We start from the raw sequence: 16,734 nt of genomic DNA on the forward strand, positions 1-16,734 counted from the left end.
CTTGGCTACTTTAACACCGCTGTCCAATACAAATCCTATAAACCAAACTTATTCTTTAACAACGGAAATATCTGGTGCATCAACGGCTTTCATACCGATGATATTATAACCTGAATCGACATGATGAACTTCACCGGTAACAGAACGAGACAAATCCGAAAGAAAATAAAGGGCAGAATCACCTACCTCTTCAATTGATACTGTACGACGTAAGGGAGCATTATACTCATTCCATTTTAAAATATAACGGAAATCACCAATACCTGAAGCCGCTAACGTTTTAATTGGTCCAGCAGATATCGCATTAACACGAATATTTTGGGGACCTAAATCTACTGCTAAATATTTCACGCTGGCCTCAAGAGCTGCTTTGGCAACCCCCATGACATTATAATTGGGAACAACTTTTTCCGCACCATAATAGGTTAGTGTTAAGATAGACCCACCATCTACCATTAACTTTTCTGCACGCTTTGTTAGAGCTGTTAGAGAATAAACAGAAATATTCATGGTCATCATAAAATTTGATTCGCTGATATCAATATAACGACCACTTAATTCATCTTTATCAGAAAAACCAATAGCATGAACTAAAAAATCAAGTCTGCCCCATTTCTTCTCTATAGCTTTAAAGACCTCATCAATAGAATTCCTGTCAGAAACATCACAATGTCCACAAACAACCCCCTTTAATTCTTCAGCCAAAGGCTCAACCCGCTTTTTCATTGCTTCACCTTGATAGGTAAAAGCAAGCTCTGCTCCTGCAGCACTTGCTGCTTTAGCGATTCCCCAAGCGATGGAGCGATTATTGGCCAACCCTAAAATTAAACCACGCTTACCATACAATAAACCATTACCCTTAGCCATCAGTACTGCCCCATTGTTACTTAAAATTAATATTATTCATCTGCCTATGACACAGGTCAACTTTTTCTTCAAGTAATTGGTTTAAAATCAAACAAAAACTACGCTTTTATATATAAAAATTTTAAAAATTAATCCCTTTTCGTTTGCAAAAACTGTTCTAACGCAGCATTTCCACCTTCCGGCAACATAACACGAACATGTACATAAAGATCATCTCTTGTACCATTTTTTAAACGAAGCCCTTTTCCTTTCAACCGCAAAACGCGATCAGAACTTGACCAAGCAGGTACCGTTAAGACCACACGTCCTTCCAATGTTTCAACTTCTTCTTTTGCTCCCAAAACAGCATGTTTAAGAGAAACTGGTAAATCAAGATGGAGCGCCCTTCCTTCAACCCGAAAACGGGGATGTTTTTGAATCTGAATGGTTATCAACGCATCTCCTGCTTGCCCATGAGGAACCTCTTCTCCCTGACCTTTTAAGCGAATAGTTTGCCCATCTTCAATATAATCTGGAAGTTTAATTTTTAACTTTTTTCCATGAGGAAAGACAGCTTCCACTTTTTCTGCACCAACCATCTGCTCTAATGTTATGGTAAGATTAGCGCGAATATGAGCCCCTTGTTGAGGGCGATTATGATTATAGTGTGTGGAATTCGAAAAGCTACCGCTTCCTCCAAACAGATCGCGAAAAATATCACTCGCATCAAAACCTGCTCCCCCTGAAGAAGAAAAGTCAAATCCTTTTGCTCTTCTTGAAAAGGGATTTTGTTTATTGTTAAAATTTTCACCAGCACCATAGGCTTGATAAAGCGGTTTGCCTTCCATATCAATTTCACCGCGGTCAAATTGTGCTTTTTTATCTTTATCACCTATAATTTCATAAGCTTGATTAATTTCAGCAAATTTCTCTTTAGCCTTTGCATCATCTTTATTGTGGTCTGGGTGATATTTCTTTGCTAATCTTCTAAATGCCGATTTAATCTCTTGCGGTTTTGCGGTACGTGCCACACCCAAAATTGTGTAGGGATCACGCATATTGCCCTCTTTCTATTTTTTTCGTTTTCAAAATATCAACGGATATATTTCTTAATACTCCTCATAACTTCATCAGTCTATTCTAGAAAATAGTTCCTTCTTTTCTTTATATGTCTATCAAAAAACTAAAATACCAGATAAAATGAGATATTTATTTAATATAGCTCATTGTTGTCTATGCTAAAGATAAAAAGAATGAGACCATCATAAAAATACTCCTTAAAAATATATGAAAGCATTGTCTTTTTGAAAATAAGAAAAAATGCTACTGTTCTTCTTGATGAAAAAACAAATGAGAAAATGCCCATGCTCACTGACATTTGGAGACACTATGAGCGATAAAATACCAACAGACGATCATTTTATGAAAATGCAAAAACCTTTTGAGCTTTTTGCAAAGTGGCTTGAAGAGGCAACGATAAGCGAAATAAATGATCCGAATGCTATGGCACTCGCAACAGTTGACGAAACAGGGCTCCCTAATGTTCGAATGGTTCTCCTTAAAGACTATAATCCTCAAGGATTCGTTTTCTATACCAATTATGAAAGCCAAAAAGGAAAAGAAATTTTAAAATCAATGAAAGCATCCTTAGGGTTTCATTGGAAATCGCTTCGTCGTCAGGTCAGAATAAGAGGAATTGTTGAAAAAGTCAGTCAGCAGGAAGCCGATGCTTATTTCCAATCACGCCCCCGTGGGAGTCGAATTGGTGCATGGGCATCAAAACAATCTCAACCTTTAGAAAATCGTTTTGTACTCGAAAAAGCCATTGCCCAATATACTGCGCGTTATCCTCTAGGCAAAATTCCACGACCACCTTACTGGTCTGGGTTTCGTGTTAAGCCCCTTTCTATAGAGTTCTGGTGTGATCGCCCATTTCGTTTACATGATCGCTTACTTTTTACCCGCGATTGTGTTGAACACAACAATTGGAAAAGACAAAAACTCTACCCTTAATCGTTCAAGTTTTATCGTTATAAGGTTTTTCCTCACGGTTAAACGATTATTTTCTATGTGCAAAATTCTAATAAAGAGATAATTTGTTTCATTTAAAGAAGAATTTTATTTTTACAATAAACGTTGGTTGATAATGTTCTCTCCCACTCGAAGAATGGTTAGCGATAAACTTCTTGAAGAGAAAATACTGTCTTCAGAAAAACGATGACTTTACTTTTGAACTTTTGGTAAAAGAAAAAATAATATTCAAAGAAAACCTAGAATAATAAAATCATCATATATATTTTGATTCTGATGAATAAATAGAAAGTGCACTTTCAATTAAAAAAGTTGCTCATTCCTCTTACAAGTCTATTTTTATTTCAATAAAATTTGACGAACTCGTTATTTCAAACCAGAAAAATCTGGAATAAAATATAAACAAACTTTGAAAATTCAAAAGAATCATAAACTTAAAAATCAGTAAAAGTATTTTTGAATTTTCATACCTCTCCCCATTATCACAGAACATATGATTTTATCTAATGTGTTTTTAAACTGCAGGATAAAATATCATCCATAGACCGCCACAGACTAAACCAGCAAAAATCACAAAACCAATAAGCGAATTGGATTTGAAAAGCTTAAGACATTGTGCACTGTCATCTATATCAATGACTTTAATTTGAATAAACATATGGATGCTCGCTAAAAAAATTCCCAAAAAACTCAATAGAGGAACTTTAGCTAAATAAAATGCTAAACTAACGAATACGACAAAACCACCATACAAAAAGACTAAAGCACGCTTGGTTCCTTTGCCAAAGAGTAGTGCCGTAGAACCGATACCAACAGTAGCGTCGTCCTCTTTATCTTGATGTGCGTAGATGGTATCGTATCCTATGGTCCACAAGATTGATCCAACATAAAGTAAAATTGGTGGCCAGCTTAAACTTCCAAATATAACGGCCCACCCCATTAATGCTCCCCAATTAAATGCAATACCTAAAAAAAACTGTGGCCAATAGGTTACGCGTTTCATAAAAGGATAAAATGCAACAGCTATTAAAGACGAAATGCCTAGAAAAAAACTAAACCTATTAAATTGTGATAAAACGCCTAAACCAACCAAACATTGCACAAGTATAAAAGCTTTTGCTTGAAACCGACTCACATGACCTGTCGGTAATGGGCGAGAACGTGTTCTCTCTACCTGAGAATCAATTTTATGGTCTATAAGATCATTCCAAGTACATCCTGCCCCTCGCATAGCGATGGATCCTAGAAAAAAAAGAAAAAGATACCAACCCCAATGAAGAAGAATTGGTAAAAGAGGCTCATAATGCATGTCATAAGAGAGAAAAGCCATTGTTGTTGACCAAAAACAAGGCCACATTAACAATTGCCATCCGATAGGCCGATCCCAACGCGCCAATTGCGCATAAAACCATAAAGAACAGGGAAGAAAATTATAGACCCATTGTTTGGAAGAGGCATCCATAACCCGTCCTTGGCTATCATAGGACTGAACATGAGGAATATTTTTATTTTTTTTCATCAAATGATTTACCTTTAGTCTTGCGATAGAGACATTTCATTCTTATGAGAAGGAGATGAGATTAATCATCTTTTATGAGAGGAGCAAGCAATGAATATTCTTCTTATTGGCTCAGGTGGGCGAGAACATGCTTTAGCATGGAAAATAGCAGCATCACCACTACTCAAAAAGTTATATTGTGCTCCTGGAAACCCTGCAACAACAGAATTTGGTGAAAATATTAATTTAGACATTGATAACCACCCCCTTGTTATTGATTTTTGTAAAGCACATTCTATTGATCTTGTGATTGTAGGACCAGAAGCACCATTGGTTGCAGGTATAACAGACTCTCTTAATAGCGCCAACATCTGTGTATTTGGTCCGACTCAAAAAGCTGCTCGTCTGGAAGGTTCAAAAGCTTTTACAAAAGATTTATGTCGTAAGAATAATATTCCTACAGGAAGTTACCAATGCTTTAATGATGCGGCTAAAGCCAAAGCTTACATTCATCAACAAGGTGTTCCCATTGTCATTAAAACAGATGGCTTAGCAGCTGGAAAAGGTGTCGTGGTTGCCACAACGATAGAAGAGGCATTGAACGCTGTTGATGCCTGCTTCAAAAGTGCCTCCTGCGATGCAGAAAACAAAATTGTTGTAGAATCTTTTCTTGAAGGCGAAGAAGCAAGCTTCTTTTGTCTTTGTGATGGCAAAATTGCTCTTCCCTTTGGATTTGCTCAAGATCATAAACGTGTGGGTGATGGAGATACTGGAGCAAACACCGGTGGTATGGGGGCTTATTCACCAGCGCCCATCATGACCGAAGAAATGGTGAAGCGTACCCTCAAAGAAATTGTTGAACCCACTTTAAAAAGTATGAATGAAATGGGCACACCCTTTAAAGGCATTCTCTTCGTTGGACTGATGATAACGCAAAAAGGCCCCGAACTCATTGAATTTAACGTACGATTTGGTGATCCTGAATGTCAAGTTTTAATGATGCGCCTCAAAGAGGATATTCTGCCGATTTTTCTTGCTGCTGCTCGAGGAAATCTTGAAAATAAACCTCTTCAGTGGTCTGAAAAAGCTGCTCTCACCGTTGTTATGGCTGCGAATGGTTATCCAGGCTCTCCCCAAAAAGGAACTATTATCCGTAACGTTGATAAAGTAAACACGCTTCCCGATGTGAAAGTTTTTCATGCTGGTACCGCATTGTGCAATGGAGAACTTATTGCAAATGGTGGACGTGTCCTCAATATAACAGCAACAGGAAAAACAATTGCGAACGCACAAAAACGTGCTTATGAAGCTGTTGATTCTATTGATTGGCCAGAAGGCTTTGTTCGTCGTGATATCGGATGGCGCGCTATTGCACGAGAAAACTAAATCTTTTGGTATTCTTTTTTTACGATTTGATTCTTTTTTCACTTAACAGCATGATACACAAATTTTCTTATTTGTTTTGTGTTCGCCATAACTTTGGAAAAAAAACGCGTATATTTTCCTTAAAAAAATGAAATACCTAAAAAGAACGCACTTCATGTTATTTGCGCACAAAACAATACCCCTCATGCTCTTTTTCCTATTTCACGATATTAACTGTGGAGAGTATAAATCAATTTCGCCATCTTTATTGAATAAAGACAAAAACCGATACCATCGTTGTGTCCAACACCCAGTGTTACTATAATTCTTGTTGTCTAGAAAATTTATCAGAGAGTTTTTGCTCTTTTTTAATGGTCTTCATCCACATGGGCATCCCCTCCTGGTAACGTGCAAGAAAATAATTTTAACTAGAAGAGAAAAATGAAATGAGCATATTATATGAATCGCTCTCATTCATTATATAAGAATAATGCATTATTTTTTATATAATGAATAACTTAATTTATATAAAAGAAAGTAAAAAAACATTCTCAGCAATCTGTGCATGCTTTAACGATGTAGCAAAAACAAAAATCACATCATCAACAAAAAGCATTGAATATAATTCGATTCCTGCTACTAACATGTGCTGTCAAAAAACTTTTATTTCCAATCCTTGAATTCATCTTTGCCTTAAAAAACGAAGACTCCTGCCAAAATTGATCTCTAAACAGTCAGATTTTTTATCGATTTGATTCCCCTTGTCTTCCCACTCATATGCTTTACTGGTGTAAGGATATATAAACAAACTTAAGAATATTTACCTCATCCGCTAAAAACACCTTATGTGTGCAGCTCGCATGCCTTATATTACCCGCGCTAAAGAATCGCATTTTACGGACCAACAAGATCAATGCTTATTGGTCGCATAAAAATGAATGTATATGAATGTTACTAAAGCGCAATTTTATTCGCAATCACCAAACGCAAACCTAACGGATTGCTATAACGAAGTAAAAAACGCTTTTGTTTAGAATGCGGCGTTGTACAAAAAAATCGATGTAAATCAGAGCGATCTTTTACAACTACAATACGATTATCTTCATTAATCATAAGCATGGGAAGTCCATAAGTATCCGCCCATAATCGCCAATCCAGAAGAACATTATTTAAATCTCTGGAAACCAAAAGTGGAATACAAGATTCTTCATCTGCATGAAGTAACTCTAATGCAACAGCTCTTTCTCCTGAACGTGTTTTTACAGTACGTGCCGCAATTCCTTTGAAATGATAAGGGGGTACTAACTGCGATAAGCTTGAAGGTTTATCTGTTTTAAAAAAAACACCGCGCTCATTTAATGAACAAATGACCTTATTACCTGTTTTGGATGAAAAATATGTCGTCGTTTGTGGCAAATGGCACGGATCCAACCGAAATTCAAGCACCGCTTTTGCCTGATTAAAGCATTGATTAGCCATATACAGTGTCCCAATTTATCTTAAATAACATACACCTTTTAGCAACTTTTCCTCATTGGATTATTAAAAGTTTTAATAAAAAACAACTTGTTTCTTTTTTGGTTATTAAAACCTAAACAAAAATATAGATCAGTATTCTTAAATTATAATACTTTTCCTGGATTCATTATTCCTAAAGGATCGAGTGTTTTTTTTATCCCTCGCATAATATCCAATGCGACAGGCGATTTAAAAGAACGAAGTTCTTCGCGCTTAAGCTGACCAATTCCATGCTCAGCAGAAAATGTACCTTGATAGTCCATCACTAACCTATGAATGCGATGGTTCATTTTTGACCATAATTGCAAGAACGCTGTTGTATCAGCGCCTATAGGTTGTGTAACATTATAATGCAAATTTCCATCTCCCATATGTCCAAAACAAACCACCCTTGCCCCTGGAACGATATCTTCAACAATAAGTGCGGCCTTAGCAATAAAATCAGGAATTGAAGCAAGTGGTACTGCAATATCGTGCTTAATCGATCCTCCCGCTAACTTCTGTGCTGGTGATATAGCTTCGCGCAATTGCCAGAAAAAATCTTGCTGTTTTAAAGATTGTGCAACAATTGCATCTTCTATCACCGCTCTCTTTAAGGCTTTTTCTAAAATAATATTCAACACGGATAATGCTTCATCATTCTCTTGCAACGATGAAATATTCATTAATACATACCATTCATGTTTCTGTTCAAAAGGAGACTTTTCACACATCTTATACTCTAAAGCCATTTGAAAACTGAGATTTCCCATGAGCTCAAAACCTGTCACCATCCCTCCCCCATATTCTTGAGCCAGCGATAAAAACTCTAGAGCCTTTTCTGGACTATGTAATCCTACCAAAGCAATTGCTTTTGCTTTTATTTTTGGAAAAATCTTCAAAACAGCTGCGGTTATAACGCCTAATGTACCTTCTGCACCAATAAAAAGATTTTTCAAATCATAACCGCTATTATCTTTTTTAACAAAGCGCAAATCATCCAAAAGGCGACCATCTGGTAAAACAACTTCTAAACCAAGACAAAGATCACGCATATTGCCATAGGCCAAAACAGCAGTCCCTCCAGCATTCGATGAAAGATTTCCCCCTATTTGGCAAGAGCCTTCAGATGCCAAAGAAAGAGGAAAAAAACGACCTGATTCATCTACTTTTTTTTGTAAATCTTGTAAAATAACACCAGCTTCTACAACAACAAAATTACCCTCAAGATTTAGCGCTCTCATCTTATTTAATCTCTCTACGGATAAAAGAATGCTCTCTCCTCTTTCATCTGGCTGCTGCCCTCCTACAAGCCCTGTGTTTCCACCCTGAGGTACAATTGGTGTGCGTGTTTCGCTTGCTAATCGCATGATCAATGAGATTTCTTGCGGTGAAGATGGACGTAAAAGTAAAGGTGTTCTGCCATGAAAAATCCCTCGCTCTTCAAGCAAATACGGTGCAATCAATGCCTGATCTGTTATAGCATACTTAGCCCCAACAATCTCTCTAAACTTCTCAATTAATTCCTGCTCCATGTTCATTTCTCCCTTGGAGCTGCAGCCCGTATAAGACGATCATTGATAGCCTCCCCTAATCCATATGATGGAATAGGTTCTACGGCAATCCATCTAACTTTCAATGAATCCAATTCCTTCATGTATTGAAATAAATGAGAGGCTGCCTCTTCCAACTTTCCTTCCTCGCTAAGGTTTAAAATAAAAACGGCATTTTCAGCCCCCATAACGCGCTTTGGACCAAATGCTAAAAGCGCTTCGCTATTTTCCACCTTTTCTACATTTAAACGAATCGCGGCATTGGGAGCATAATGTGACTTTAACATCCCTGGAGCTTCAATCACCGCCCTTTGATCTATCCGTTTTAGCGACTTTCCTACAACTTCTTCAATTTTATCAGACGCAAGCCCCCCTGGACGCAAAAGATAAATATCCTCACCACAAATTTTAACAATCGTTGATTCAAGCCCTATTCTAGTTGGTCCACCATCCAATATCAAAGGAACAGATTCCCCCAAAGATGCAAAAACAGCCTCAGCTGAAGTAGGACTAAGACGCCCCGATTGATTTGCACTAGGAGCCGCAAGTGGACGGCCAAAATATTGTACAATTTCCGAAAAACGACTGTCTGGAAAACGAATAGCTAATGTATTTAAACCGGCAGTCGTTAAAGGATGGATATCATGTTGTGCTTTTAAGGGTAAAACCAATGTCAAAGGTCCGGGCCAAAATGCTTCCATGAGTTGGCGTGAAAGAAAATCAATTTCAACATAGCGTTCCGCCATTTCGATACTGTTGACATGCGCAATAAGAGGGTTAAATTGTGGACGCTTTTTTGTAGAAAAAATAGAAGAGAGTGCCCTTCCATTGGTTGCATCGCCCGCCAATCCATAAACAGTTTCCGTTGGTAACGCTACTAACTTTCCTTGTTCAAGAAGCACTATTGCTTCTTTTATCGAAACACTATTGAGTGGTTGAATCGTCATGACACATCATTCCTATAACGCTCTTTGAGTGGCGCAAAACTATAACGATGTAATCCTACAATTGGCCCCTTTTTATCAAGAGCTGTACGATGAGCTAATGTTGCATACCCTACATGCTTCTCTAAACCATACCCTTTATAAACTTGTCCAGCACATTCCATCATCCGATCACGCGTTACTTTCGCAATAATAGATGCCGCTGCAATTGAAACTGAACGTTGATCACCCTTAATCAATGCCGTTGCGGGACAAGGCAGCTGAGAGGGAATATCACGTCCATCAACAAGGATATAATGAACTGGAACAGCTAGCCCTATAATACAGCGACGCATCGCTTCCAAAGTTGCTTTTCTAATATTATATTGATCAACTGTACGAGCGCAAAGACTAGAGACTGAAACCGCTAATGCATTTTGCAAGATTTCATGATAAAGTTTACTGCGTTGAAGGAAAGAAAGCTTTTTTGAATCATTTAACCCATCAGGAATATGATCTTTATCCAAAATAACTGCCGCCGTCACCACAGGTCCAGCAAGAGGTCCTCGTCCGACTTCATCAACCCCCGCTATATGCAAAAAACCCTGGTTTTGCAAACCCAATTCACATAAAAAGTTTGGCTGAAGCGGCAAATTAAACATCTTTGATAAATCACAAATACAACAAACATCCATCTATTTCTGCAATTTGCTTATTTTTTGCAAGCATTACAGTTTGAAATAGCTCTTAAAATATTGCATGAATTCTTGCACAAAAGATAGAAATAAAATGTGAAATTAAAGGGAATCTAATGTCAATTTTTTCTTCTAAAAGATTATTCTAGTATATATTCATTTTATCTAAAAAACAAAAAAATAGATTTCTTTAGTTCCCTCTTCATTATGCATAATAGAATCAGGATAAAATAGAAGTTTTTATTTCTCAAATCCTTCCCAAAGTCATGATCGGTTTTACAAACCAATTTGGGTGCATTGATTTGATCAAAAGAGCTGCCTGTTGTGCTGCTTGTTGATTTTTGAAAATGCCAAAACAAGTTGCCCCCGTTCCAGACATACGAGAAAAAAGAGAGCCACATTCATCTAATATAGATAACACTTTAGCTAACTGAGGAGCTATTTTTAAAGCAGGAGCAAAAAGATCATTACGCGTTTTTTGTAAAGCTTCAATCAATGAATCAACGCTCTTTAAAGCGACTGGATCAATTTTTAAAGAAGGATGATGGCGCTTGTCTAATGCTTTAAAAACAGCTTGTGTTGAAATACCTTGGCCATGATTAACCAATACTATTGCAAGAGAACAAGCTTCTTTTAGTCGTATCATCTCTTGGCCAATCCCCTTAACAAAAAGTGGCTGCTTATATTCCAATGCAAAAAGACACATAGGAATATCAGCACCAAGGACTAAACTCATTTTAGCTAATTTTTCGCAAGAACAATTAAGATTCCACTGTTGACGCAATATGCTGATAACCCCTGCAGCATCACCTGAGCCACCACCAATACCTGAAGCAATAGGGAGTTTTTTTACAAGTTGAAAAAAAGTAGGGCGAGCACTTTCGGGAAAAGTTTTATGCATAAAGTCCCGTGCGCGAACAACAAAATTGTCTGAATGAGATACGAGTTCTTTTGCAAATGGTCCCGTTAAAACAAACTGGTCACTTTCACAAGGTGCATAATGTAGACAATCACCGCTAAGACTAAAATAAACTAAACTTTCTATTAAATGATAACCATCAGCACGTTGTCCTACAACATGCAGAGCTAAATTCAATTTAATGGGTGTAAACACATAAAAATGCCTTTGGAACGAAACTTGTACATCCGATATCATATGACGTAATATTCACTCTTATAGGGCTCTTTTATAATGATCCCCTTTTATTCATACTTTTTTAAAACCGGTCCTATAAACAGTTCGAGATATTCTTTATTTTTCTCTAAACAAACAATAAATCTTTAAGAAGAATTCTCATATACAATTGACAACACGTTCTCATTCATATCATTTCAAGCTTTTTTTCTTCTAACATCTGTTTTTTAGATAAACTCCCCTCTTGCTTGAATGATCCTATCTATCACAAACCGTAACGCTGCCAAAGTGCTCGCTCTTCTGCTGCCATCAATGCACTATCAACGGCTGTATAAACTGTATGAGCACTCACCCCTGAAGGCGTTTTAAACCCTAAAAAACTTTTAGGAGGTGTAATAAGTCGAAGTTTTGCATCACTGCCAAAGCGCTCCTTAATAACAGAACGGATATCATTCAGCCCGTCAATCAGACCAAGTTCAACGCTTTTTTTTCCACTCCAAAACATTCCTGTAAAGAGATTTGAATCATCTGATAATTTTGTAGCACGCCGTTCTTTCACTAAATCAATAAAAGTTTGATGAACTTCAAGTTGGAGAGATTTCAAATGCTCAATATCCGCTTTTTTTTCAGGCTGAAATGGATCTAGTGTAACCTTGTTTTTTCCTGCTGTGTAAACACGCCGTTCTACACCAATTTTTTTCAAAAGTTCCGGAAAGCCGAAGGAAGCTGAAACCACCCCAATGGAACCAACAATCGAAGAAGGATCTGCAAAAATTTCATCCCCCGCACAAGCAATCATATAACCACCAGATGCTGCGACATCTTCAATAAACACAAGAACTTTTTTATTGTTTTCTTCTGCTAAATCGCGAATACGCTTAAAAATAAAACGTGATTGCACTGGAGAACCACCAGGAGAGTTAATAACAATTGCAACAGCCGGTGCTTTTTTGTACGCAAAAGCCTTTTCTAAAAGATTGGCACATCTACCGAGGGAAAGCGTACGAGATATAGACGATGAATCCATAATTGCTCCTTTAAGGCGAACAACAGGAATCTCAAATTTATTGGAAGAAAAACGGTGTGGAATAAGATTTTTTAAAATATCCATCAAAATACAACTTCCTTATAAGCTAGGAGAAAAGACTGGCTAACAAAAAGGGAATAACATAACTGAACACAAAAGTGCCTAAACAAGTCCAAAATATAGTATCACATCCCACTTCAGCCAAAATATAAATCTCCTTTAAAGGGTTAAAGGTTAAGTCTGAATTTAAATAATAACTTGAAAAATACAAGACATCATTTTAGAAGTTCCCAGAAACTTATACATCCATTATTGATTGCATCAATCCGCGGTGAAAAAGCGTGACGACTACCTTCATGCATAACCAATGCTGGCAATATAGACAGGGCTGCTCTGCTCCCCCGTTTTGCGTAAAACAAAAGACGAACTGCCGGTGTTGTTGCGCGTGCATGAATGGGAATGATACAGATACCACCAAAGCGGCCTTCTAAGGCATGTAAGATATCCGCTAGTGACTGTGGACGCGCAATGAGCCCTAAATATCCACCCGGCTTAACGATAGCTGCTGCACTTCGTAACCAATGATCAAACATCGCTTCCGACATAACATGTGCATCAGATTTTTGTTTATCCGGTGTTTTGCGATCAACAGGATTGTTAAAAGGTGGATTCATAATCGCAAAATCAAAAAAATTGTCCACCAATCCTGCTTCTAAACGATTTTTCCCTTTCAAAGTAACATCTGCTTCTAACAAACAAATTCGCTCAGCTAATTTTTCATTCTGTTTGAGCAGAAGCGTTTTTTGTGCGTAAGATACCATAAAAGATGAACGCTCAACCAATGTAACGTGAACTTGCAAACAACGCGAAGCAACGGCTAACCCTGCTGCTCCAGCTCCCGCCCCTAAATCAACAACCTTTCCCTTTAAATTAGTGGGGACCAAGCTGGCTAATAACATAGCATCCATTCCAGAACGATGACCGTGTTTATAGGGTTGAACCAAATAAAATTTCCCGCGATGAAAACTGTCAATTGTTTCACTAATCTGATTCGTTGTTTTATCCATTTAAAAGCCTAATGTTCATTATAAACTGAACTTTTCTTATCAATGACGCCTTAAATAAGGCTGTTGCAATTTTTTTCCTACCTCTCATAGAAACAATATTATACAAGCTTTTAAAATATACTCTTGCACAGATCATCCAAAATCTGCACTTCAAAGCAACATCAAAAGCTTGAGTCAAAACAAAACCCCCTTTATGCTATTTAAGAAAATAGAATTCATAGATGTCCATTGCAATACTCTAGGAGTCAACATATTGTGAGTGTAGCCACAAAATTAGATCAAACACAAAATAACCAAACAGCCCTCCAATCTCTCATTCGTCTTACAAAAGATGATATGAAGCGCGTCAATCAATTTACCCTCTCTATGGCAAAATCAGAGGTTGAGATGATCCCTGAGATTTCCAATTACCTTATTTCATCAGGAGGAAAACGGTTGCGCCCAATGATCACATTAGCTTCTGCTCATATGTTCGGCTATCAATATGACGGGCATATAAGGCTTGCAACAGCCGTTGAGTTTATGCACACAGCAACCTTGTTACATGATGATGTGATTGATGAAAGTGATTTACGGCGTGGAAAATCTACAGCGCGAATGATTTGGGGAAATCAAGCCAGTGTTCTTGTTGGAGACTTCCTTTTAGGACAAGCTTTTAAAATGATGGTCGATGTTGGCTCCATAGAGGCGCTCTCTGTCTTAGCCAATGCTGCTGCAATTATTGCTGAAGGAGAAGTTATGCAACTTTCCGCCGCAAAAAATATCAAAACCAGCCCTTCAGACTATCTAAAAATCATCAATGCAAAAACAGCAGCACTTTTTTCAGCGGCTGCTGAAGTAGGCCCCATTATTGCTGGCTATGGAAATGAAGAACGTTCTGCATTACGTGATTATGGAACATCTTTAGGACTAGCTTTCCAATTGATTGATGATGCTCTTGACTATAGTGGTAGTGCTCAAAACTTGGGAAAAAATATAGGGGACGATTTTAGGGAAGGAAAGATCACAATGCCTGTAATTCTTGCATATGAACGTGGAAATATGGGTGAAAAGGCTTTCTGGAAAGAAGCACTTGAGGATGGCAACAACAATAATGAAGCCTTCGTACACGCGCAACACTTAATGGAGAAATATAATAGTGTCACAGATACCATAGAAAAAGCACGCATCTATGGAAAAAATGCAATTGATTCTCTTATTCCCATGAATGAAAATCCTGCTTATAATGCTCTCGTTGAAGCCGTTGAATTTTGCATTGCACGCGTAAACTGATTCTTTGCAAGAATCACAATATTTTTCAAAAAAGTAATGAGATATGATTTATAAACGATACAATCGATTGATTATCTTGAAAAGGATTAGCTCCATGTGCTCTTCAGTGCTATCCCGATTTTTTACCCTCTTTATCGTGGGTATCATGCTGATGCCATCCGCCACTTACAGTAAAATAAACACTGCGACTCACACAAGCTCATTTGCAGGTGCTTATTTAGCGGGAAGGGTTGCAAATCACGAAAATAAAACAGATCTTGCGATCAATTATTTTAAACAGGCACTCGTTTATCAACCTGATAATATTGAAACACAAAAAGAACTCCTTGAAGCTATGCTCTCTGTGGGAGCCTTTAAAGAGGCTGTGCAACAAGCCAAAAAACTCAAAGAACAAGGTGTTATAACTCCCTTTGTTTCCTTAACATTGTCAATAGAAAGTCTCATTAAAAAAGACTATAAGGATGCCAAGCTTCTTCTACAATTAAAAGAACCTCCCATAGCCAATAACCCAATACCTGAACTCATCGGTGCTTGGGTTACTTTTGGATCTGGACAAAAATCTCAAGCAATTGCTGATCTTAAGAAGCTCAAAGGTCCTGTCTGGTATGAGCTTTTTATATCTTATCATCTAGCACTTATGAGCGATCTTGCAGAACAACCACAGGATGCAAAAAAATATTTTATTAAAGCACTGAATAACAAACAAGGGACTCTTATCGCTCCTAATACCTATGAACGTATTGTAATAGCCTATGCCTCATTCCAACTGCGCCATAATATGCGTAAACAAGCTCTTCAGACAATCCAGCATGGCGAACAAATGTTGTCAGCTCGAGAAGTTTTCAAAAAGTTTCGAGAAAAAATTGAAAAAAATGCTTTCTTAGAAAGGTTGATTAACACACCTCAACAAGGAGCGGCCGAGGTGTTGTATAATTTTGGAACAGCTCTCAACCATAAAAACTCAGGGTCCATAGCACGTATTTTTAAACAATTATCTTTCGCTTTATATCCCCAGAATGACGCAACACTGTTTCAGCTCGCACATATTTCTGCTAAATTGGATGATCCTCATCAAGCCATTAAACTTTATCGCGCATTATCCCCTAAATCTCCTTATTATAAAGATGGACAAATTCATCTTGCATTCCTTCTTGCCAATAACAACAATTACAAAGAAGCAATAAAACTATTAACGTTATTAAATAAAAAATTTCCCAATGATCGTAATATTTTGATAACGCTTGTTGCTTTTTACATGCAGGATCATAAATTTCTCGAAGCTGCTAAAACTCTAGACTATACTATTGCCCAGATAAAGAACTTTCAGCAAGACGATTGGAAACTTTTTTATCAGCGTGGTATTGCTTTTGAGCGTTTAAAACAATGGCCAAAAGCGGAAATTGATTTGCGAAAAGCCCTTGATTTTTTTCCAAACCAACCGCAGGTTCTGAACTATTTAGCCTATTCGCTTGTAGAGCGAGGTGAGAAGCTTAAAGAATCGCTCCATATGTTGCAAAAAGCTTCTGCTTTGCAAGCTCACAACAGTCATATTCTTGATTCTTTAGGGTGGGCTTATTATAAATTAAAAGAATACGACAAAGCCGTCCAAATATTGGAAAATGCTGTCAGATTACAACCTGAAGACCCAACATTGAATGATCATTTAGGCGATGCCTATTGGAAAGTTGGACGTAAACGTGAAGCAATATTTCAATGGAATCACGCAATTGACGGAAAACCAGAAAATTCTAAACAAATTCAAGAAAAATTGAAATTTGGCTTGCAATAAACAACGATGCTTGACCACAAGCACATGAAATAATAG

14 protein-coding genes are annotated in these 16,734 nt (G+C 37.5%); 4 read left to right on the forward strand and 10 right to left on the reverse strand.

The genetic code is table 11. The annotated features are described in order from the left end of the window. Positions 1-48: 48 nt before the first annotated feature. Entirely contained in the window at positions 49-867 is an 819-nt protein-coding gene (gene fabI / locus PVV59_RS04170) for an enoyl-ACP reductase FabI (RefSeq protein ID WP_273754768.1), read from the reverse strand. 128 nt (positions 868-995) lie between these two features. After that, complete coding sequence (locus tag PVV59_RS04175; RefSeq protein ID WP_273754770.1) at positions 996-1,904, reverse strand: J domain-containing protein; 909 nt, start codon at positions 1,902-1,904, stop codon at positions 996-998. 331 nt (positions 1,905-2,235) lie between these two features. On the opposite strand from PVV59_RS04175, the gene pdxH reads away from it, so the two are divergent. Further along, the gene (gene pdxH / locus PVV59_RS04180; protein ID WP_120121839.1) at positions 2,236-2,859 is read left to right on the forward strand and encodes a pyridoxamine 5'-phosphate oxidase; all 624 of its coding nucleotides are present in this window, start codon (positions 2,236-2,238) and stop codon (positions 2,857-2,859) included. A gap of 532 nt (positions 2,860-3,391) precedes the next feature. On the opposite strand, the gene ubiA is transcribed toward pdxH, so the two are convergent. Next, positions 3,392-4,396 carry a 4-hydroxybenzoate octaprenyltransferase gene (gene ubiA, locus PVV59_RS04185; RefSeq protein ID WP_273754772.1) on the reverse strand — a complete coding sequence of 335 codons (1,005 nt, stop codon included), beginning with the start codon at positions 4,394-4,396 and terminating at the stop codon, positions 3,392-3,394. Positions 4,397-4,486: 90 nt separating this feature from the next. Here ubiA and purD point away from each other — a divergent pair, with 90 nt between their 5' ends. Beyond that, positions 4,487-5,761, forward strand: coding sequence for a phosphoribosylamine--glycine ligase (gene purD, locus PVV59_RS04190; RefSeq protein ID WP_273754774.1), 1,275 nt, complete (start codon positions 4,487-4,489; stop codon positions 5,759-5,761). A 933-nt stretch (positions 5,762-6,694) separates the two neighbouring features. Here the strand turns inward: purD and PVV59_RS04195 are convergent. From PVV59_RS04195 to PVV59_RS04225, 7 genes are all read right to left on the reverse strand, one after another. After that, positions 6,695-7,219 (reverse strand): DUF6101 family protein, encoded by a 525-nt coding sequence (locus PVV59_RS04195; RefSeq protein ID WP_273754776.1) that lies wholly within the window; start codon positions 7,217-7,219, stop codon positions 6,695-6,697. Between the two features lie 143 nt (positions 7,220-7,362). Next, a complete protein-coding gene (locus tag PVV59_RS04200; RefSeq protein WP_273754777.1) occupies positions 7,363-8,772 on the reverse strand; it encodes an FAD-binding oxidoreductase in 1,410 nt (469 codons plus the stop codon). Between the two features lie 2 nt (positions 8,773-8,774). Continuing rightward, on the reverse strand, positions 8,775-9,737 hold the full coding sequence (locus tag PVV59_RS04205) for an L-threonylcarbamoyladenylate synthase (RefSeq protein WP_273754779.1): 963 nt from the start codon (positions 9,735-9,737) through the stop codon (positions 8,775-8,777). Continuing rightward, a complete protein-coding gene (locus PVV59_RS04210) occupies positions 9,734-10,408 on the reverse strand; it encodes a ribonuclease HII (RefSeq protein ID WP_273754781.1) in 675 nt (224 codons plus the stop codon). The genes PVV59_RS04205 and PVV59_RS04210 overlap by 4 nt, the downstream gene beginning before the upstream one ends. Positions 10,409-10,655: 247 nt before the next feature. Continuing rightward, the gene (locus PVV59_RS04215) at positions 10,656-11,564 is read right to left on the reverse strand and encodes a 4-(cytidine 5'-diphospho)-2-C-methyl-D-erythritol kinase (protein WP_273754782.1); all 909 of its coding nucleotides are present in this window, start codon (positions 11,562-11,564) and stop codon (positions 10,656-10,658) included. 244 nt (positions 11,565-11,808) lie between these two features. Beyond that, positions 11,809-12,654 carry a S49 family peptidase gene (locus PVV59_RS04220; protein WP_273754784.1) on the reverse strand — a complete coding sequence of 282 codons (846 nt, stop codon included), beginning with the start codon at positions 12,652-12,654 and terminating at the stop codon, positions 11,809-11,811. 191 nt (positions 12,655-12,845) lie between these two features. Next, on the reverse strand, positions 12,846-13,637 hold the full coding sequence (locus PVV59_RS04225) for a tRNA1(Val) (adenine(37)-N6)-methyltransferase (RefSeq protein ID WP_273754785.1): 792 nt from the start codon (positions 13,635-13,637) through the stop codon (positions 12,846-12,848). 255 nt (positions 13,638-13,892) lie between these two features. Here PVV59_RS04225 and PVV59_RS04230 point away from each other — a divergent pair, with 255 nt between their 5' ends. Together PVV59_RS04230 and PVV59_RS04235 are read left to right on the forward strand one after the other, a co-directional pair. Next, positions 13,893-14,909, forward strand: coding sequence for a polyprenyl synthetase family protein (locus tag PVV59_RS04230; protein WP_273754786.1), 1,017 nt, complete (start codon positions 13,893-13,895; stop codon positions 14,907-14,909). Between the two features lie 94 nt (positions 14,910-15,003). Next, complete coding sequence (locus PVV59_RS04235; RefSeq protein ID WP_273754787.1) at positions 15,004-16,698, forward strand: tetratricopeptide repeat protein; 1,695 nt, start codon at positions 15,004-15,006, stop codon at positions 16,696-16,698. Positions 16,699-16,734 lie beyond the last annotated feature (36 nt).

This window comes from Bartonella sp. MM73XJBT.G (assembly GCF_028618435.1).
Taxonomy (GTDB): domain Bacteria; phylum Pseudomonadota; class Alphaproteobacteria; order Rhizobiales; family Rhizobiaceae; genus Bartonella.